Raw genomic sequence first — 19,664 nt, forward strand, 5'->3', positions numbered from 1 at the left:
TACATCGCTCCTATTGTACTTCGAGCACATCCCCAAAAGGCGGCACTTTCCGGCCGCCCCCGATCTGTGCCCATAACACCGGATATTCCGGCTCTTTCTCGGGATAATGGATGCACTCCATATCCGTTAGGTAGACCAGGCAGACCGGCGTGATGTTTTCCCGCTCCACCCATGAAAAAACAGGGCGGTAATCGGTTCCGCCGCCGCCTTCTGGCCGAATCTCAAGCGGCAAGTCGTTACGGTCGAAAGAGTCGAAGCCGCTGACCTGACTGTCGCAGTATACAACGTGGATGGTCGTATCAAACGACTCCAGAATGCCGGACAACTCCGCACCGAACTGGTTCATCTCCGCCTCACTGATGCTGCCGGAGGTGTCGAGGGCTATAACAACTTCCGGCAGCTTCTGGTGTGACAAGGACGGCAACACGACGTCCATGTGAAGAAATCGTTTGTTGGGAGGGGTCCAACTATAGTCGTCACGAGCCCTATCACAAATAAAACGGGCCAGATACTCTTGCCAGTCGATCTTGGGATACAGAACTTCGCCAATCAGCCGTTCCAATCCGCCGGGCAAATCGCCCATGTCGCGGGCCTGCTGCGCTGCCTGGGCCAGTGCCAGCGCCCATTCCTCGTCATTCCCGGACTCCTCCGCACCAGCTCCCTGCTCGCTTTGGCCGGAGTCACGGACTTCACCGCTCCCGCCAGGGTCGCCGAACTGCTCGCTGCCTTCTTGCCCTTCTTGCTCGCCGGTGTGGGTGTCGTTGATTTCACCATCGCCGCCAGACTCACCACCTGCCGACTGCTCGCCATCGCACGAATCTTCGCCGTCCCTGGCCTCACCGGGCAAACCGTCCCACTCTGTATCGCCATCAGACTCACCCTGCTCATCAGAAAAAGAAGGACGATCTTCATCGTCATGCTCTTCCTTGATTCTGAAATATATTTCATCGGCAGTGAGGGCATGGTACTTCGGATTGTCAAAATACTTTGGCGGCAGTTCTATTCCTGCCTTGAGCAGAATCCAGTTAATGGCATGATCGCAGGCGACATTCCACAATTGCGGATCGCGTCCCTTACGGCGGGTGTGATGCTGACAGGCCGGGTGCATCACGGTATGAGCCATGAGCCCCCGAACCTGCACATCGGTCAATCCATTCACATAGCCGGGATTGTAGGCAAGCCGCCTGCCGTCGGTCCACGCAGTGGCGCAACAGGTGTCTTCGGTCGGCTCCATGCGCAGGCACAGCGAACCGAAGAACGGATGTTCAAGAAGTAGGCTTGTCCGTGCCTTGATTATTTTCTGCTTTGCAGCGTCCATGAGCATTATAGCAAGACAGTGGAATTGGCCGTCGCCCAATGCGAAAAGGCTGGGGATTCCACTACGCCTCGGTGGTTTTTCACGGCATCTCTGACAAGGAGGACGCCGAACTCAGAGGGCAGTCGGGATGCGTACGTGACGATACTATCCGCAGTCTCCTCCCCGGCCATTTTCGCCAGGGCCTCGCACAAAGCGTACAAGGTCGCGGGTTCCTCGGGTACATTTGCGGTACTGGGATGGTTGATGACAGCATCCGGATCGGGCAATTGCTTGAACATCCGAGAAAACCCGGCGAACTCAGCTGCCGCGCCAGGACCAACTGTCCCTTTTAGCAGACTCAGTTCAAGTTCTTGGTCAGTTTCCATAGCGACTATACCGGCTGCGAACTCCCATGATCTGGGCGAAGGGAACGCTTTCTCATTTTTCTTGGGGTCAAAATTGTGCAAAAGATTAGGTCTGAAACGTATGAATGCCCTGACTTCCTCATGCAGATCTTTCTCTTCTGCCCAGGTCAGCCACGACTCGACATCAACGGCAAAATCGAGATGCACGAAACGGTTGGCAAGGGCGGAAGGCATGCGATGTGTCACGGCACGATCGCTTTCACGGTTGCCTGCGGCGATGACGGTCCACCCTTTCGGCAAAGTGTACTCTCCGACCTTTCGGTCAAGGACGAGCTGATAGCAAGCAGCTTGCACCAGCGGTGGGGCAGCGTTGAGTTCATCGAGGAAAAGAACTCCCTCTCCTTCAGTAGGTAGAAAAGAAGGAGGAGCCCAATGCGCCACGCCTTCCTTGACTGAGGGCAAGCCTCGAAGATCCACCGGATCAAGCAATACGGCGCGAACATCGGTTAATTCGACACCAAGATCATGAGCGACCTGTGCTACGACCTGGCTCTTCCCGACTCCGGGAGGCCCCCATATGAAGACGGGCTGCTTAAGCGGAATAAGAGTTTTCAAGGACAGTTTGATTTGATCAGGTTTCATTGTTCCTCACATGAAATGCACAACCCACGTGCATCCTGTCGGTCTGTTTGTTGTTAGGAGTAAATTAAGTACCCTTTCAAATGCCGCCATTGAGCAAACGGATATCACTGCAACGGTAGCCATCTTTTTCACTTCTCGTTGAACTGTGCGACGAGATTTGGCCGCTGTCGTACCTGTAAGAATAATGACGCAACCGACATCCTTGATCGAGTCGACAAAAGACACTTCTTCTCCAGAGAACAATTTAAGCAGCACACCTTCGCGTTTTGCTTCATTGACATATAACTTCTTGTTCTAACGACTTTCCCGACAAGAGCTGCGCACATGGGCCCCCCTCTTTTGTTGATATTGAAAGTCGTTTTCATCAACTACATGTCTCTTATTTGCCTGTCAACAACAAATTGCAGCCTGTATTAGTATGAATAAAAGAGTTGACTAACCCCCACTCCATTTACAGGAAACTCTCTTGATACCGACAGCTTATGCCAAATGTTATGGAGAATTTTTTATGGAATATAGCCAAGAGATAAAAGCCTTAGCGAAACAGTTTCAGTCAATTCTGAACGAACTCTTGGACTTAAAAAGCAAATTGCCAATCAATCTACAAAAATTGAATCGGCAATTGACCTAGCTAAAAAGAAAACCTCTGATTACGAAGCTGAAGCACAAACGTCTGCTCATGATGCGGCTTCACTTCAAGGGAAAGTACAAGCAGCAAACCAGCGAGTTCTCAAACTTGAATCCGATGCCAAAGGGCTACTCAAAGCGGTTGAGTCTACAAGGGACTCGGCTTCAACAGCCTGACCTGCCCTACTCGTTTGTACCACCTGTAATGTTAGTGCTCTTCCCTTGGTGTTTGGAGGGCTGGCTCCACTCTCCCCCCGGGGGGAAAGTGACCTCTGGCGCAGGTGGCTTGTATTCCAGAGCACTATGAGGCCTGAAGGTATTATAGAGCTTCCCTGAGCGTTGTGAAAATTTCTCCATTAAGCAGCTCGTCACGCAATTTACCATTGAAACTTTCGTTGTACCCGTTCTCCCATGGACTTACAGGTTCGATAAACAAAGTCTTTACTCCAACGCGCCCCAGCCATTTCCTCACGGCCTTAGCCGTGAACTCCGGCCATTGTCTGACCGGATGTGATCCGGTGCTCCTCGCTCAACGAACTGTCTGCTCAAGCGGTAAAGCACATCTTCCGACTTGAGTCTTCTGGCTACCGGGATTGCAAGGCATTCACGAGTGAATTCATCAATCACCGTCAACATGCGAAAAGCTTTGCCATCATGAGTTCTTCCCATGACGAAGTCATAGGCCCAAACATGATTCGGCCAGCATGGACGGAGGCGAATGGAGGAGCCGTCTGCAAGCCATAGCCGTTTACGTTTCGGTTGCTTTTGCGGGACTTGCAGCCCCTCACGACGCCAAATGCGCTCCAGCCTTGTGTGGCGGGCTTTCCGCCACTGGCAGGTCATCTTCTGGCTAACAGAAGAAGTCCGACCTGCTTTGCTCTGGGGCACTGCCCCGAACTTATAACGGAAGGAGCATTCCATGCGAAAATCCAACAGCCTCAACTATGGTGTGAACCGGGCAACCTTGTCCGGGAACAAACCAAAACAGTACCGAATCAGCCAAAACGCCCGACACTTCGCCAAGGTCTTGCGCCAGACAGGAATGGGTGCCCGCAAGTGGACCAGGGTAACTAAAAAACATTTTCAACGCCCATCAAAAATAATATAGCTCCACTCACTTTAGAAGCTGCTCACACCATCTATCAACCGCAACATGTCCCTCTCAGCAAAGACACAGCCATCAATATCTTTGCCGCTATAGGGTGTCTCGTTGAGTAAACCCGTAATCCATTGAATCTCACTCCGAGTCCTCGGCAAATGGCCAAGACGATTTTTCAGCATATACTCCATGTTGAACTTCATGTCGTTCATCGTTCCAAGCACACTTCGGCTATGGGTCTTGCCATAAGAGAACGGGGCAAGCAGCAACTTGGCTTGAGCTATTTGTGCTGATGTTGCTCCAATGCCCAGAAGAGCTATCTCGAAGTGCTTGATGAACACCTTGTCAAAGTTCATGAAGTCCTTCTTGACCAATCCGGGCATGAATACGGCAAACCGAGTTTCATCATTAACCAATAGAACGGATTTTCTACGGAAGAATCTGAAGATGTTGCCATGCCAACCTTGTAGCCCACGTTGACTGGAAGACTCTAGGATTTGTTCTGGTTTGATCTCACTTAATAGCTTCTGGGTGCATCCGATGTAAGGCATCTATGATCTCATCTCGTTGTGTGATGAAGGATTCCTCACTCAGATAGCCACAATCGGACTTAGGATCAACTTAGATGGATATTCTAGGATGATGTGGTGGGTTATTCATTAAATTGGTATGGTGTACCCCTAATTCCAATACCCATATATACTCCGTGGCCAATTATTAGTCATCTTCTGGTTCATTTTGAAGGTCGTTCAAGTTATCAATAAGAGTCTGGTATTCCTGCCTATAATTATCAACCCTAATCTCGGCAATTGGAGGTCTGAAGATTAAGCCACGACCACTCCCAGACTTTCTTCCATCAGGCAAAGTAGTGGTCCATATTAATGGGACAACTGAATTCAACATTTCCCTTGCTGCATCTAAGTTTTGCGGATCGTTAACACAGTACCGGAAAGAACCTAATACAATGTCCATTGCTGAGTTCGCATGACTAGCCTCAACACAAGTAGCACTGAATAATTTGATCCTATCAAGCACTCGATTTCCATCAGGAAGTTGTAAGCCGGTACAGAACTTCTCTCCTAAATATTTCCACTGTCCCATACATGGCAGGTTATCTATGACACAAATCCCATCATCACCTACTATATTCAAATACTTGTTATACCTTCCAATTACGTAATCAGCAGCCCATTTTACATGACGGTCTTGATCCTGATTTCTAATAATCGCATGAAGTATAATATGAACGATAAACTTACATTCTAACTCGTTGCATAAAGCAATTACCTGACGCTTAGCATCCGTGCATGCTTCGATAGCAACTTGTTCTGGGCGCGCGTTTGTATCAAACTTAAGAACATCTGTAGAATTGTAACCAGCCTCTTGCCTGATATGCTTAATACCATCATCTAGATCACTGACGGCATCAACAGGCATCACTAGCCCGCCGTAAATAAAGAATTTATTCCTAGTACTTGGTCTTCTGTTCGTTTCATCTGTGAGCATAATATGCATAACGATTCTCCAATGAATGCATGAATAGTTATACCAAGCCACATACACCGTCAACATGGTGTCTAATTCTGGCCCAATAGGTATACCCTAATGTCCTCAGGAAAATGCACGGACATTTAAGTTGACATTTCCCCCTTTCGGGCACAGGGGTGCTATCATCTTGGAATTAGGGGGACACCATACCTAATTCCCTATCCCCAAAACAAATCACCATCCACCCTGATTTCATTTGTATATTCTTTTGTATATTCCACGAAAAAAGGCTTAGAAGGAAAACCTTCTAAGTCTTTGATATCATTGCTGGAGCTGGAGGGATTCGAACCCACAACCTCTTGAATGCCATTCTTGAGGGCATTCAACCAACACCTCAATATAACACTTTAAATAAACGGGACTTATTCATCGCCAAGCCTATTCGAAACACGGTGTAGCATGATGTGCGGAAGGCGCGGAATGTCGTCGTTTTTGCATGGCGTCGTGGGAAAAGCGGACACATAACGGACACGGAAAGGAATAGCCATACAACAAAGATCTCACAAATCGAACAACGCATGAGACTTGTCCTTGACACTTACTGATTACGTAGAAACCCAAATGAGTTTGGAGCAAAAGCTTTCTTTAGCTGATTTTATAGATTTTTTTTAAATCTGACGCTGTCAGTATCTCCCAGAGTCCTCCGAATACATTCATGTCTTAACTCATATTTTTAGGGTGAAACAACTTCTGTCTTAAAGTAGCTCCGGATATCCGAGCCACTTAATGGGGGCGTTACGGCTGGCTGTTTACAAAATGCACCGTTCGGTTATCCAGTTCACACCCTGGTTCATCATACGGATTGTTGGGGGCTTGACGAAATGGTTAAGTTGCTTTATCTTATTCTCATGAGCCTGACACAAGACGCAAAACACCTTATATACGAACGGTTGCGTAGAATCGTTGACAAGCATGTCCGTGTCGATGAACAGCCATTTTCCTTGAGTGACTCCGTCAAGCTATCCCCTCGTGAGGTCAGGGCCATCGAGTTCCTGGGGCAGAGCGACACGGTGAACGTAACCAACGTGGCGACCCATTTTCACTTTACCAAAAGTGCCGCTTCCCAGTTGATAAACAGGCTCGTGAAGCGCGACCTGGTCAACAAGGAGGTCGCGCCCAACAGCGACAAGGAATACCGTCTTACACTGACGGCCGACGGGGAAGCGGCGAGACAGCTCATCGCCGACATGAACCAGAGTCGGCTGGATATGTTTCTGGAGGCAATCCACGACTTTTCGGACAAGGAGACAACCGCCACGGCCAATGTGCTGGGCGCGCTCGAAAAGCTGGTAGACCGGCGGCTGCGCCAGTTTAAATAATTTTTTTCCGCCAATAGTTAATCAACTTAACTTTTTTGAGGTCCCAATGACTATGAGCCAGAATGATTTGAATACGCCAACTGTTCCGCCAAATTTTTATTCTATGGAAAACAGTTCGCTGCGTGATTCGCTGTATGAGACGGTCATCCACGAAGACCGCATGGCCTGCCTGCTCCGCGTGGGGGAGTTCCATGGCCATCTCTGTCCCGGTATAGCCCTTGGCATAATGTCCACGCTCACCGGACTCCGGGAGATGGGAATCCTCCATGCCGTAAACAACGGTATGGAGGATATGCTGGCGATCGTTGAGACGAACGCCTGCTTCACCGACGGGGTCCAGTACATTTCAGGCTGCACCCTGGGCAACAATGCCCTCATTTACCGTGATTTCGGCAAAACGGCGGTCACTTTCGCACTGCGCAGCCGCTCCCTGGCAGTTCGAGTCAGGGTGACGTCCGAGTATGCGCGTGTCATAGCCGAGGGCTCGCCCGACTTCTTCCCGCTGATGGAGAAAGTCGTCAGGGACCGGTCCGGTTCCGGGGAAGACGAGGCCGCCTTCATGAGGGCGGGCAGACAAGCCGCTGTCTATCTGATCAACCAAACTGCCGACAGATTTCTTTCCACCGCGATCGTGGAGCCCCTGCTCCCGCCCTACGCGCCCATCACCGAGACCCTGGTCTGCTCTGCCTGCGGCGAACCATTCATGGCAACCAAAGGGGTGTCAGCGGACGGCAAAATTCTTTGCCGTGCTTGTGCAGGACATGCGCACCCACAGGTCGAGGGCGGTGGAATCCTGTCCGTCCCCCCTGCTGACGAGGGACGGGCATCGAATTTCCGCGCCCAATTGATTAAGTAGATTAACCATTTTCCACGCTTGTATTGGCAAAAGGCAATTCCCGGTCCACTTCGAGAAGGGAAGACAACTACCTGCAAGGAGGGAGTACGAATGCAAACTATTGGAATTGACATCGGATACACGTCGGTCAAAACCGTTATCCTGGACGCCTCCGGCGGAGTCGTCCACACCTCCTATACCCTACACAAGGGGCACGGGATTCGCGAACTGGCACGGCTCGTCAGGGAGATTCTGCGTCAGCCGGAAACGGCGGGCATCACTTATGGCGCGGTCACGGGCAGCGGGGCTTCGCTGCTGTCGAAATTCGGAGACTTCCATCAGGTCAACGAGGTCGCGGCTCTGGTGGAAGGCGCGTTGTTCCTGGATGGATCCAGCTCTTCAATCCTGGAAATGGGGGGCCAGACAGCCAAGTACATAACCGGATTCTCGCCGGAGGACAAAAGCAACGTCCAGGTTTCCATGACGTCGAACTGCTCCGCCGGGACCGGCTCGTTCCTTGAGGAGCAGGTCTCAAGGCTCGGGGTGGGCATAGAGGAATATTCAGAACTGGCTGCCAATGCGGCCAGCGTCCCCCGCATTGCCGGACGATGCAGCGTTTTTGCCAAGACGGACATAACCCACCATCAGCAGGAAGGAGTTCCGGTGGCCGACATCCTGGCCGGATTGGCCCATGCCGTGGTCAGGAATTACCGCGGCGCGGTCATGCGGGGCCTTCCCAGGACGCCGCCGTTTTTCTTTGCCGGTGGCGTAGCCCGCAACCGAACCATCCGGGAAGCCATGAAGACCGTGCTCGGCTTCGACGAGGACCAACTGCACGTCCATGAACACGCCGACAAAGCCGCAGCCTTCGGGGCGGCTCTGCTGGCCGCGGAACAACGGCTTCCCCTGGACCTGATCGCAGTCGTCGGCATCAAGGACAAGGCCGGGGCCGCTGGCCTGCACAGGCAGGATGCGGTGAGGCTGGAGCCTCTACTGGGGTTCGGCAAGGGCGATGCCGAGGGCAAACACGACTGCCCACGGCCCCATGCCGCCGCAAAGCCCGTGGACGCATGGCTGGGCATAGACGTGGGATCCACCAGCACCAACGTTGTACTCTCGGACGGAGACGACCATATCCTCCAACATCTCTACCTCCGGACCGCAGGTGATCCCAATCGAGCTGTCCGTTCCGCGTTGCAGCAAATGATTCAGATTATCAATGGCAACATCCGGGTGGCCGGAGTCGGTGTTACGGGTTCCGGAAGGCACATGATCGGAAGACTGGTAGGCGCGGACCTCGTTCGGGACGAGATCACGGCCCAGGCCCGCGCGGCCGTAGCCATGGATCCCGAAGTGGACACCATCTTTGAAATCGGGGGCCAGGACTCGAAATTCATCGCCTTGAAAAATGGCGTGGTTACGGATTTTCAGATGAATAAAATATGCGCGGCCGGAACAGGTTCGTTCATTGAGGAACAGGCAAAAAAACTGGGCCTCACCCTTGATGAGATTGGCCCCAATGCCCTAGCTGCTTCATCACCCATAAGCCTGGGCGAACGCTGCACGGTGTTCATGGAAAGCAGCATCGCCGCCCACTTGTCGCAAGGCGCAGACATTGCCGAACTGGCTGCGGGCCTGTGCTATTCAATCGTCAAAAACTACTTGAACCGGGTGGTCAGCAACAAACGCGTTGGACGCAAGGTATTCCTGCAAGGTGGCGTGGCGCACAATCAGGGCGTGGTCAACGCCTTCCGCTCCGTGACAGGAAAGAAAGTCATGGTACCTCCGTTCTTCAGCGTTACCGGGGCATACGGGGCGGCCATCCTGACCCGCGAGACCATGGCGGCGGAGCACCGTTCGGATACAGTCTTCAAGGGCTTTTACCCGCCGGATATTCCGCGCGCCAACTCCTCGGCGGCCGTGCCGTCACCGACGGGATCAGCCTTCAACAAGGAGCTCCAGGCGTTCATTTTCCGGGATTACGACCCGACCATAGACCCTTCGCGCAAGACCGTTGGCATTCCCAGAGCGCTATTCACCTTCGGGATGTTCCCCATGTTCTATCCATTCTTCAAAGCCCTGGGCTGCAATGTAATCTTGTCCGAACCCACGTCCGAAAAGACCGTCCGTCTTGCCCAGGAATACTCCCTGGACGAGACCTGCTACCCCGTCAAGCTGATCAACGGCCATGCCGCGGAGCTGGTCGAAAAGGGGGTGGACTTCCTGTTCTTCCCGGACCTGTACACCGTGTCTCACCCCGGTTCCCTCTCCAGGCAGAACTATGGCTGCCCCTACATGCAAGCCGCCTTCAAGATCATCAACAAGGCCATGGACCTGAAGTCCAAAGGCATCAAGCTGCTGGCACCGACCATCGCCTTCAACCAGGGCAAGAAATTCATGCATAAGGTCTTCATGGATATGGGCTGGGAGGTGGGCGGCAACAAGGAACAGACCATGCTGGCCCTCACAACGGCCATGCAATCGTTCAAGGATTTTGAAGCCCGCATGGAAAAGCGCGGCAAGGACCTCAAGGACCTGGTCCCAGGACGCAAAACGTTTGTGCTGATCTCGAAAATATACGGTGTGGCCGATCCAGTGCTCAACCTCGGCATACCGGACAAGCTGGCTGAAATGGGCTATCAGACCCTGCCCTTCTACGCCCTGCCGGAAGTCGGCATCTTTGACCAAAACCCCAACATGTATTGGCCCTTTGGCCAGCACATTCTTGAAGCGGCCAAGCAGGTAGCGGCCCACCCCGACCTGCATGCTATTTTCCTGACGCACCACGGTTGCGGACCGGATACGGTGACCGCGCACTATTTCAGGGAGATCATGGGGGACAAGCCGTACCTGACCATTGAAGTGGACGAGCACTCCTCCGGCGTGGGCGTCATCACCAGGGTGGAGGCTTTCGTCAACAGCCTGGAGCGCCAGGGAGCTGGAAAGGCCCCCGCACGGGAGTCCAAGACAAAGCCGGTTGCCATCTCCAGCAGCATCAAGAGACGAGACGGCACGCTCCTGCTGCCCAACCTCTACCCCTACTCCCAACTGTTTGCGGAATCCATGCGCAGGCGAGGGCATGATGTCACGCTCTTCAACGCGAGCACCATGGCCTCGGTGGATTTCGGCCGACGGCACACGGTGACCAACGAATACTTTTCGCTGGTGGCCCTGCTGGGAGACATGCTGCACACCCTGCGGCTTCCGCACATATTGCCCAACCGGTCCACGGTCGTGCTGCCGCAAAACGAGGGGGCGGAAGTGGACGGCCAGTACGCACGGTTCCTCCGCGCGAAACTGGATGAAACCGGATACGACGGCGTCGGGATCTGCGCCCCTTTCCTTGAAGACCTGCTTGACATGGACAGGGATCACCTAGACTCGATATTCCTCTGCCTCGTGGCGGGCGATCTCGTCATGCTCACTCCCCCCGCACACCGAAAGTACGTCCTGGAAACAATCCTGGAAAACGAACGAAACGGGAACCTTGACCGCTGCCTACTGACCTCTATCGCCCGACACATTCATACCTGGAATGCAACGCCGGATACAGGCAAACGCGTGTTCGTCCTGGGTGAACCGCTGGTCATGTTCAACGATTTCCTCAATGACGGAACCTTCAAGCGCATGGAGGCAAACGGGCACCGGGTGGTCCTTGCCCCGCTGAGCGAATACCTCTGGAGCTTCTGGCGCGACCATCTGGCCCTGGACAATGGCCTGAACCGAAAAAACCGCAGCTGCCGCCTGTGCGATTTACAACGACTCATCCGGATCATCAGCGAGGAGCTCGGCCCGCAAACCCACTTCGCTCCAGATCTCGAATCACTCATGCTCGAAGCGGACCGGGGACTCGGATATTATACCGGAGCCTTCGGTCGCTACCGTAGCGTCAAGGCTGGGAGTCTCCCTCCCGGACCGGACGGCATCATCTCCGTCTCCTCGATGTATGAAAACACCGGAATCTCGCTGGAAATTCTTCGGAACGGATCGGATGGAGGCCTCCCACACCTCCACCTGACCTTTGACGGCAACCCCAACGCCAATGACCGGATCAAGACGGAATCGTTCCTCCACTATCTGTGAACCCACCGTCCCCGGACTCGGTAAAAATTCCAACCAAAGGAATCATATGCTGAACGTTCTCAACATTTACGCGTCGCTCAACGGTCAGACCAGAAAGGTCAGCCGCGAGATAGAACGGGCCTGCGCCGAACAGGGGTGCACGGTCACTTCCCTTGATGTCGCAGGGCAAGAGCACCCCTACGACCTCCTGGCCCCGAACCTCACCTTCATCGGGTCGGGCGTGTACACATGGCTACCCGGCAAGCCCATGCTCCAGTGGATCGACAGGCAGTTGAAACACGCCAGGGAGCATGAACTGATCAAACCCGGCTCCCCCCGCCTGCCCGGCAGATTCGCCTGCGCCTACTGCACCTATGCCGGCCCCCATACAGGAGAGGCCGAGGCGATCCCCGCCCTCAAGTATATGGAGCAGCTCTTCGACCATCTGGGCATACCCGTGGTCGCCGAATGGACCATTCCGGGAGCGTTCATCCCGAAGAAAATGCGTTTCATGAACGTCCTGGGGCGGCTGGGAGACATCAGCGACAGGCCCAACGCGCACGACCTGAGCGAGATTCGCGAAAAAGTCCGCGGGCTCGTCCTGTCGCTCGAGGCCGCCATGGCCGGACTGAAATAGACGCGCCGCGAAAACAATAGAGAGGAGGAGCAATGCCATCCGTAGACAAACGCCAATCCGCCTTTGGGCAACGAACAGAGCATTCCGGCTGCCCTTATGCCCGGGCCTTGCAGCGCCGCAGGTTCAAGCGGACCATGCAACGTGAGGTCATCTGGGATGTGCTCTGCCGTACCGAAGGGCATCCTACCCCGGACGACCTGTTCGCGGAGACCATCAACCTCGGACACAAACTGAGCATGGCAACGATCTACCGCACGCTGAGGCTGTTTAGGCAGAACGGCCTTGTCCGCAGGGTGGAATTCGGCGACGGGCAAAGCCGTTACGAACAGCTGAGGGACGCCGCGCAGCACCTGCACCTTGTCTGCGACAGATGCGGACGCACCCTTGATGTGGCCGATCCGGCGGTAATCGATCGCTACCGGGAGTTGGCGGACACCTATGCCTTTCGCATACACCAGCAGGCGACCTGCCTCTACGGCATTTGTGACGCATGCAGGAAAAAAGCAATGACGAACTTGAGGGAGAATCATCATGACTGAGTCCAGGAAACAGTGCAAAGGAAGCGGCCGAACCTCCGGCGGACACGGCCCGAGCAGTTTTTGGCTGCAAGAACCGCAATCGGTCTTCGACCACTTGGCCCTGCAAAAGGGAATGGTCTTCGTGGACGCTGGTTGCGGAGCTGGGGACTACACCCTGCATGCTTCAGCCATTCTCGGAAGCGGCGGGGTCGTCATCGCCCTGGACCAGGCCAGGCAGTCCGTTGAGTGGCTGAATTCCCGGACGCCAGAGCCCGGCAAGGCGCCGATCACAGCTCTTGCCTGCGACATAACCGAGCCATTGCCCCTGCAAAGCGGAATTGCCGACGCGGCCATGCTCGGGACGGTGCTGCACATCCGGCAGGTCCGCGACGGCGCCGCCGTGCTCTTCTCCGAGATGCGGCGGATTCTACGGCCCGGAGGCGTTCTGGCCGTGCTGGAGTGCAAAAAGGAGGAGGCTGATTTCGGCCCACCGCTTCACTCCCGCCTGTCCCCTGACGACGTGGCCGAGCTGGTGGCGCCGCAGGGATTCAAAAAGGAATCCGATCTGCTCTTGGAGCATACGAATCTGACCTGCTTCAGGGCCGGATAGGCTGTTGGCCCAATAGCCGGAGAAACGCACAGTCTTTTTTTTTGCACAGAATGTTAAAAAGATTAACTAAAAATCCCTATGGGACAGATGAGGGACCAGTATGACCATTAAACGCCTTATTGCCGTGGCTGCCGCCATATTGCTGGTGCTTTGCGCCGGTGCCGGGGGCCTCTCCTTTTTCGTTTCAGCCCCCCCGGAGGATGTTGCGGCGTTGAACAAATCGGCGTTCGCTTCGATCGAGGATTCCATAAGCGCACCCGTCATGCGTCCCATTCCCACGGCTGTTGCCGAGCTTGTCGGGAATGGCCGTTCCCGAATATTTCCCGGCAAAGTCCGGGGCAACCGGCGCGCCGAACTGTCGTTTTCAGTTGGAGGCAAACTGGTGGCACTCAATGCCCAGGAAGGGAGCCGTGTTCAAAAAGGGCAGGAGTTGGCCCGGCTGGACCAGCGGGACTTCATCAACGAACGGGACGCAGCCAGGGCCAGGTTCAAACAGGCAAAGCGTAATCTGACCAAATTCCGCAGCCTCCATAAGCAACGGGTGGTGACGCAGACGCAGTTCGACGATATCCGGACCGCCTATGACATTGCCCGCGCCGACCTGCAAATCGAACAAAAAGCACTGGAAGATACAGTCCTGCGCGCTCCGTTCGACGGCGTAGTCGTCAATCGGCACATTGAAAACTTCGGCTCTATCAAAAAAGAGGAAGCAATTCTCTCCCTACAGGACATATCAGGTATCGAGGTGGTCATCCAGGTCCCGGAGCGCCTTTTGGCGCGTGACGGAACGGACGGACTGACTCAGTTACAGGTCAACTTTGACGCCGATCCGCACGGGGATCGCTGGTTCAAAGCCTTGATACATGAATATAGCATTGAGTCGGACAAAACGACCCGAACTTATGACGTTGTCGTTGCATTGGCGGCACCCGAAGACCTGAAGGTGTTTCCGGGAATGACAGCATCCGTGCGCGCTCTTATCGACAAGAAAAACGGCTCGTCTGAAAAGCGTGGCGCAGCAATCACTCGGATTCCGGTCGAAGCCATTTGGAACGGGATCGACGGAAAGGCGTATGTCTGGGTGATCTCCCTACAGGGGGGCCACCCCGAAAAACGGAAGGTTGAAATAGGAGCGCTGCGAGGGGATTGCGCCGAGGTGGTTAACGGACTGGAGCCGGGATCGCATGTGGCGATCGCAGGCGTCCAATCATTACAAGAAAACGCCCTTGTCCGGCCTCAGGCCGAAGGGAAGGAAGGGTTGGACGGATGAATCTGGCCGGATATTCAATGCGGCACAAGGCCGTCATGCTGGTTCTGATGAGCCTGGTTGTCCTTGGCGGAGTTTTTTCCTACGGCAGGCTCGGGAGGCTGGAAGATCCCGAGTTCACAATCAAGGAAGCCGTCATCGCCACGCAGTATCCCGGCGCGACGGCCGCCCAGGTGGAGATCGAAGTGACCGAACCGCTGGAGACGGCGGCGCAGCAGCTCAAGCAGCTCAAGGAAGTGCGGTCCATATCCAGACCGGGCCTCTCCATCGTCTTTGCCGAGATTCAGGAGACCTACGACAAGGAGACGCTACCCCAGGTGTGGGACGAGCTGCGCAGAAAGATCGAGCAGGCCTCGGGCTCTCTTCCTCCCGGATGTGGAATGCCGTTCGTCAATGACGACTTCGGCGACGTGTATGGCGTGTTGCTTGCGTTGACCGGAGAGGGATACTCACAGCATGAACTCCGGAAAATAGCGGAAGACCTGCGCAGAGAACTGCTGCTGTGCGACGATGTCGGCCGCATAGACTTCTGGGGGTTGCCGGACGAGGTCGTGCATGTGGATATTGATCGTTCCAAGCTGGTGCAGCTCGGCTTCCCCCCCGAAACCATCTTCAACGCCATTCAACAGAGAAATGAAATCAAAAAATCCGGAAAAGTGGCGGCCGGAAGCGAGGACGTCCGTTTCCGGGTGACCGGAGACTATACCGATGTCGACGATCTGGCCGAGCAGCTCATCCAGGGCGGGCCGAACAACAGCATGTTACGCTTCGGGGATATCGCCACCATTGAACGGGGATATCGGGACCCGCCCGACACGGTCATGCGCTGGAACGGTAAACCCGCCGTCGGCATCGGCATCTCAACCGTGTCCGGGGGGGACGTCATCGCAATGGGGGATTCCATCAACTTGAAATTGAAAGAGTTGGAGAAAAGAATCCCCTACGGAGTCACGCTGCATACCATCGCCCATCAATCGGAGACGGTAAAGGAGTCGGTGCGAGGGTTCGAACTCAATCTCGCGTCCGCCGTGGCCATCGTTATCGTCCTGCTGATGATCTTCATGGGACGACGCGAAGGGTGCATTATAGGCGTGGTCCTGCTGCTCACCATACTCGCGACCTTCATCTGCATGTACGCCATGGACATCACCCTGCAGCGCATTTCCCTGGGAGCCCTGGTCATCGCCCTTGGAATGCTGGTGGACAACGCCATCGTCATCGCCGAGGGGATCGCCATCAAGATACGAGGAGGGATGGATGCGACCTCGGCAGCCGAACGCACCGTTCAAGAATCCCAGTGGCCACTGCTCGGAGCCACAGGCATCGCCATCTTGGCTTTTGCGGCCATCACCCTGTCCAAGGACATGACCGGCGAATGGCTGAAGAGCCTGTTTCAGGTAATCTGCCTGTCGCTCAGCCTGAGCTGGGTATTCGCCGTGACCGTCACACCGTACCTGTGCGCCACATACCTCAAGGGCAAGGACGGAGAAACGGGACAAGAGCATACAAAATTCATCAAAGGATACCGGCATATTGTCGGGAAATGCATCGACCACCGGTGGCTGACGTTGGCCTTGGTCATGACCACCCTGATGATCGCAATGTGGGGGTTCCGATTTGTCAGACAGGACTTCATGCCCGACATGAACCGTTCGCAAATGACGCTGGATGTCTGGATGCCGGAAGGATCACTCATATCCCGCACCACCGACGAACTGGCAGAAATCGACGCCTACGTCCGGTCCCTGGACGGCGTGGAGGACGTGGCCATGTTCGTGGGTCAGGGACCGTTGCGCTTCCTGCTGACCTATGAACCGCAAATGCCGGACAGCGCCTATGGGCAACTCATCATCAGCGTGGACGATTATACCAGGATACCGAGTTTGCGCGCCCACCTAACGGGCTATCTGGAGACGCGCCACCCGAGAGTCATCTCCAGCGTCGACGCCTTCAAGCTCGGTCCCGGCGGCGGCGCGGTGGTCGCGCGGCTGAGCGGGCCGGATGCCAACGAACTCCGGGAATTGGCCCTGAAGGTCAAGATGGTGATGTGGGAGAACGAAAATACGCGAAGCGTGCGAACCGATTGGGGAGAGCCAGTGAAGGTCCTTTCCGTGAAGATGGCCGAGGAACGAGCCAGGGAGCTCGGCGTCTCCCGGACCGAGGTTTCCCAGGCCCTGAACATGAACTTTTCAGGAGGCACTGCCGGGATGTACCGCCAGGACGACGACCTCCTGCCCATCGTCTTGCGGCCGCCGCGCGAGCAGCGTAGCGGCATCGAAAATGTCGACAATGTCCACGTCTGGAGCAAAACGCAAAAACGCTGGATACCACTTGGGCAGGTGACCGACGGCAACGCCGTCCGCTGGGAAGTTCCGGTCATCCATCGCCTGAACCGGATGCGCGTCCTTCGCGTTTTTGCCAAGCAGAGGACAGGCACGACAGACGGCCTCCTCCGACAGTTGAAGGACCCCATAGAGCGCATCGCCCTGCCCGAAGGCTATACGCTGGAATGGGGTGGCGAGCACGAGGAGCAGGTCGAGGCCAACACCAAGCTCATGGCCAACGTGCCAATCGCGTTTACCGCCATGTTTCTTATCTCGGTCATGCTCTTCAACACCCTGCGCCATCCGGTGATCATCTTCCTCGGGCTGCCGTTGGCCAACATCGGCGTCGTCGCCGGGATGCTTATAGCGAACAAGCCGTTTGGATTCATGGCCATGCTGGGCTTTCTCAGCCTGTCCGGCATGCTGATCAAAAACGAAATTGTGCTGCTCGATCAAATCAACATAGAAAGGAACAAGGGCAAAAAGGATTTCCCCGCCGTCATAGACGCGGCGGCCAGCCGTGTGCGCCCGGTGAGCATGGCCGCGTTCACAACGGTTCTGGGCATGATGCCGCTGCTCTGGGACGCCTTTTTCGCTCCCATGGCGGTCACTATCATGGGCGGCCTGACGTTCGCGACCTTCTTGACCCTGGTGGTCGTTCCGATGCTCTACTGCACGATCTTCGGAGTCCACCGAATTGAGCGGACACGCAAGTTCAGGAGGCTCCGCCTTCCATTCCGCAGGGTTGGTAGGAGTAACGTCCAAACTTTGACTCCGCCTAATGACTGACGGGAGCAAGAAAGGAGTGGATTCACTTTATCGGACCACTGAGCGGCGTTTTTAGAGTGAACAGCATAACGAGCTACGCCGTCTTGCGAGGCCAACCCAGAGGGGGGTACCCCTGCCCCCCTCCTGCCCAAGTTACTTTCCATCAACCCGATTTCTTTTGTATATTCCACTAAAAAAGGCTTAGAAGGAAAACCTTCTAAGCCGTTATAATCTTGGTGGAGCTGGAGAGAATCGAACCCACGACCTCTTGAATGCCATTCAAGGGCATCTTCGTCACAAAAACCACGTTAACCACCTATAATAAAGACGAGTATTCGCTTTGCTTCACCTGATGAGTCACATAACAATTCCTATCCGTGACTTGATATTTTGCGCACCCAGAGTTCATCGCTCTCTAAAAGATTGCACTAAAGAAAGGTAAATGGGTTTCATAAAGTAGCCAATAAGCGTCTTTTCACCTGTTTTAATGTCGGCCTGCACAGTCATTCCAGGAAGAATCAGGTGCTTCGTAGTCCCGCTTTCCAGATGCTTGGATTCAAGAGTAACGATTCCTTTGTAGTAAACCCTTCCTTTTGCATCAATAATCGTGGTCGGAGAAATATCCGTAAGCGTCCCCTTCATACCGCCATACCTGGCGTAATCATATGCAGTGAGCTTAACTGTTACAGATTGACCTTCTTGGATATGCCCCACGTCACGAGATGAGATTTGAACTTCCGCAACAAGCGACTCCCCCATTGGAACCAACTCAAGGACCGTTTCTCCCGGTTTTATAACTTCGCCGGACGAGTTGATCTGAAGGTTGTGTACAACGCCATCTTCCGGAGCTTTAATGGAGAGTTGAAACACATCCATTTCATAGCGTTTGACCACCTCCAGGACTTCCGATGATTCGGCCTCAATCGTTGCGAGTTCCGCCATCCAGTTCTCAAGAGCATCTTCTTTCAGTTTTACGAGCCGATTTTTACTTTCCGTTAACTTCTCACGGACCTGAATACGACGAACAGGGATCTGATTAAGATACTCCTGAACCTGTAGGAACTGACGCTTGATACCAAAAAACTCTGTCTTACCAATCAGTTCTCGCTTGAACAAGGATTCGTAAGTTTCATACTCCTCCTTCATCAATTGATACTGCTGGCGAAGAGTTTTCTCTCGGTTTTTGAGTTCCTTAAGCTCTGCCTCATATTGATTGATCTGGTTATTCAGGATGGCGCGTGTCACTTCCATTGATTGCATTTTCTGCCCATGAAGCCGTGTTTGCTGACCTGCCAACTCAGCATACTTTGGATCAACATTTGAATAATCCGGCTTTCTTCCATCAATGAGAGCCTGCAATCGCTCCTTGCGCAAAATCAATGATGCATTCCGAACCAAGTGCTGATCCAGATTAGAGACTGAAATTGTCGGGTCCATTATGATGAGATCCTGTCCTCTTTTTACAGCCTCCCCTTCACGCACGAGTATATCCAAGATAACTCCACCATCTTCACTCTGAACTTTTTTCACATGCCCCGAAGGGATAATCTTGCCAGAAGTCATCGCGACTTCATCTATTTGGGTGATGGATGCCCAGGTAATGAATGCGGCGATAACCAATGTCAGAGTCAGAATGACATATCGGATCAAACGCGGAACGCCAGTCTCTTCCAAAAGCAGCGCCTGAGAAAGGTGCATTGATTTGCGTCTGTCGATGCGAATTTTGTTGGTAGGGCTCATACTATG

The 19,664-nt window shown here is 54.2% G+C and carries 14 protein-coding genes and 1 pseudogene; 9 read left to right on the top strand and 6 right to left on the bottom strand.

Annotated elements, in window-relative coordinates:
• Positions 1–10: 10 nt before the first annotated feature.
• From SRBAKS_RS06835 to SRBAKS_RS06845, 3 genes and pseudogenes are all read right to left on the bottom strand, one after another.
• Complete coding sequence (locus tag SRBAKS_RS06835; protein WP_229595468.1) at positions 11–1,318, bottom strand: vWA domain-containing protein; 1,308 nt, start codon at positions 1,316–1,318, stop codon at positions 11–13.
• Between the two features lie 5 nt (positions 1,319–1,323).
• Entirely contained in the window at positions 1,324–2,304 is a 981-nt protein-coding gene (locus tag SRBAKS_RS06840; RefSeq protein WP_229595477.1) for an AAA family ATPase, read from the bottom strand.
• Between the two features lie 810 nt (positions 2,305–3,114).
• Positions 3,115–3,741: pseudogene (locus SRBAKS_RS06845) on the bottom strand (DDE-type integrase/transposase/recombinase); the annotation flags it as partial.
• Positions 3,742–3,850: 109 nt separating this feature from the next.
• Between SRBAKS_RS06845 and SRBAKS_RS06850 the strand changes: the two are divergent.
• On the top strand, positions 3,851–4,039 hold the full coding sequence (locus SRBAKS_RS06850; protein ID WP_229597035.1) for a hypothetical protein: 189 nt from the start codon (positions 3,851–3,853) through the stop codon (positions 4,037–4,039).
• 11 nt (positions 4,040–4,050) lie between these two features.
• Here SRBAKS_RS06850 and SRBAKS_RS06855 read toward each other — a convergent pair whose 3' ends face one another.
• Positions 4,051–4,581, bottom strand: coding sequence for a DUF6933 domain-containing protein (locus SRBAKS_RS06855; RefSeq protein WP_229595478.1), 531 nt, complete (start codon positions 4,579–4,581; stop codon positions 4,051–4,053).
• A gap of 166 nt (positions 4,582–4,747) precedes the next feature.
• Complete coding sequence (locus SRBAKS_RS06860; protein WP_229595479.1) at positions 4,748–5,545, bottom strand: hypothetical protein; 798 nt, start codon at positions 5,543–5,545, stop codon at positions 4,748–4,750.
• 854 nt (positions 5,546–6,399) lie between these two features.
• Here SRBAKS_RS06860 and SRBAKS_RS06865 point away from each other — a divergent pair.
• The 8 genes from SRBAKS_RS06865 to SRBAKS_RS06900 all read left to right on the top strand — a co-directional run bounded on the left by SRBAKS_RS06865 (position 6,400) and on the right by SRBAKS_RS06900 (position 17,939).
• The gene (locus tag SRBAKS_RS06865; RefSeq protein WP_229595480.1) at positions 6,400–6,897 is read left to right on the top strand and encodes a MarR family winged helix-turn-helix transcriptional regulator; all 498 of its coding nucleotides are present in this window, start codon (positions 6,400–6,402) and stop codon (positions 6,895–6,897) included.
• 46 nt (positions 6,898–6,943) lie between these two features.
• Positions 6,944–7,753 carry an FmdE family protein gene (locus tag SRBAKS_RS06870; RefSeq protein WP_229595481.1) on the top strand — a complete coding sequence of 270 codons (810 nt, stop codon included), beginning with the start codon at positions 6,944–6,946 and terminating at the stop codon, positions 7,751–7,753.
• Between the two features lie 90 nt (positions 7,754–7,843).
• Entirely contained in the window at positions 7,844–11,815 is a 3,972-nt protein-coding gene (locus SRBAKS_RS06875; protein WP_229595482.1) for an acyl-CoA dehydratase activase, read from the top strand.
• A 46-nt stretch (positions 11,816–11,861) separates the two neighbouring features.
• Positions 11,862–12,431: a flavodoxin domain-containing protein gene (locus SRBAKS_RS06880; protein WP_229595483.1), complete on the top strand. Its 570-nt coding sequence runs from the start codon at positions 11,862–11,864 to the stop codon at positions 12,429–12,431.
• Between the two features lie 32 nt (positions 12,432–12,463).
• The gene (locus SRBAKS_RS06885; RefSeq protein WP_229595484.1) at positions 12,464–12,970 is read left to right on the top strand and encodes a Fur family transcriptional regulator; all 507 of its coding nucleotides are present in this window, start codon (positions 12,464–12,466) and stop codon (positions 12,968–12,970) included.
• Complete coding sequence (locus SRBAKS_RS06890) at positions 12,963–13,559, top strand: class I SAM-dependent methyltransferase (protein ID WP_229595486.1); 597 nt, start codon at positions 12,963–12,965, stop codon at positions 13,557–13,559. The genes SRBAKS_RS06885 and SRBAKS_RS06890 overlap by 8 nt, the downstream gene beginning before the upstream one ends.
• Before the next feature lie 100 nt (positions 13,560–13,659).
• Positions 13,660–14,829 (top strand): efflux RND transporter periplasmic adaptor subunit, encoded by a 1,170-nt coding sequence (locus SRBAKS_RS06895; protein WP_229595488.1) that lies wholly within the window; start codon positions 13,660–13,662, stop codon positions 14,827–14,829.
• A complete protein-coding gene (locus tag SRBAKS_RS06900; protein WP_229595490.1) occupies positions 14,826–17,939 on the top strand; it encodes an efflux RND transporter permease subunit in 3,114 nt (1,037 codons plus the stop codon). Before SRBAKS_RS06895 ends, SRBAKS_RS06900 begins: the two co-directional genes overlap by 4 nt.
• Before the next feature lie 384 nt (positions 17,940–18,323).
• Here the strand turns inward: SRBAKS_RS06900 and SRBAKS_RS06905 are convergent, their stop codons facing one another.
• Positions 18,324–19,658 (bottom strand): HlyD family type I secretion periplasmic adaptor subunit, encoded by a 1,335-nt coding sequence (locus SRBAKS_RS06905; protein WP_229595492.1) that lies wholly within the window; start codon positions 19,656–19,658, stop codon positions 18,324–18,326.
• Positions 19,659–19,664: the final 6 nt, after the last annotated feature.

It is taken from the genome of Pseudodesulfovibrio sediminis (assembly GCF_020886695.1).
In the GTDB taxonomy this organism is placed as follows: Bacteria; Desulfobacterota; Desulfovibrionia; order Desulfovibrionales; family Desulfovibrionaceae; genus Pseudodesulfovibrio; species Pseudodesulfovibrio sediminis.

Coding starts and splice junctions, on each gene's coding strand:
- SRBAKS_RS06880 (WP_229595483.1), top strand. CDS start 11,862: ATGCTGAACGTTCTCAACATTTACGCGTCGCTCAACGGTCAGACCAGA.
- SRBAKS_RS06855 (WP_229595478.1), bottom strand. CDS start 4,581: ATGCCTTACATCGGATGCACCCAGAAGCTATTAAGTGAGATCAAACCA.
- SRBAKS_RS06865 (WP_229595480.1), top strand. CDS start 6,400: ATGGTTAAGTTGCTTTATCTTATTCTCATGAGCCTGACACAAGACGCA.
- SRBAKS_RS06840 (WP_229595477.1), bottom strand. CDS start 2,304: ATGAAACCTGATCAAATCAAACTGTCCTTGAAAACTCTTATTCCGCTT.
- SRBAKS_RS06890 (WP_229595486.1), top strand. CDS start 12,963: ATGACTGAGTCCAGGAAACAGTGCAAAGGAAGCGGCCGAACCTCCGGC.
- SRBAKS_RS06905 (WP_229595492.1), bottom strand. CDS start 19,658: ATGAGCCCTACCAACAAAATTCGCATCGACAGACGCAAATCAATGCAC.
- SRBAKS_RS06860 (WP_229595479.1), bottom strand. CDS start 5,545: ATGCATATTATGCTCACAGATGAAACGAACAGAAGACCAAGTACTAGG.
- SRBAKS_RS06885 (WP_229595484.1), top strand. CDS start 12,464: ATGCCATCCGTAGACAAACGCCAATCCGCCTTTGGGCAACGAACAGAG.
- SRBAKS_RS06870 (WP_229595481.1), top strand. CDS start 6,944: ATGACTATGAGCCAGAATGATTTGAATACGCCAACTGTTCCGCCAAAT.
- SRBAKS_RS06835 (WP_229595468.1), bottom strand. CDS start 1,318: ATGGACGCTGCAAAGCAGAAAATAATCAAGGCACGGACAAGCCTACTT.
- SRBAKS_RS06875 (WP_229595482.1), top strand. CDS start 7,844: ATGCAAACTATTGGAATTGACATCGGATACACGTCGGTCAAAACCGTT.
- SRBAKS_RS06895 (WP_229595488.1), top strand. CDS start 13,660: ATGACCATTAAACGCCTTATTGCCGTGGCTGCCGCCATATTGCTGGTG.
- SRBAKS_RS06850 (WP_229597035.1), top strand. CDS start 3,851: ATGCGAAAATCCAACAGCCTCAACTATGGTGTGAACCGGGCAACCTTG.
- SRBAKS_RS06900 (WP_229595490.1), top strand. CDS start 14,826: ATGAATCTGGCCGGATATTCAATGCGGCACAAGGCCGTCATGCTGGTT.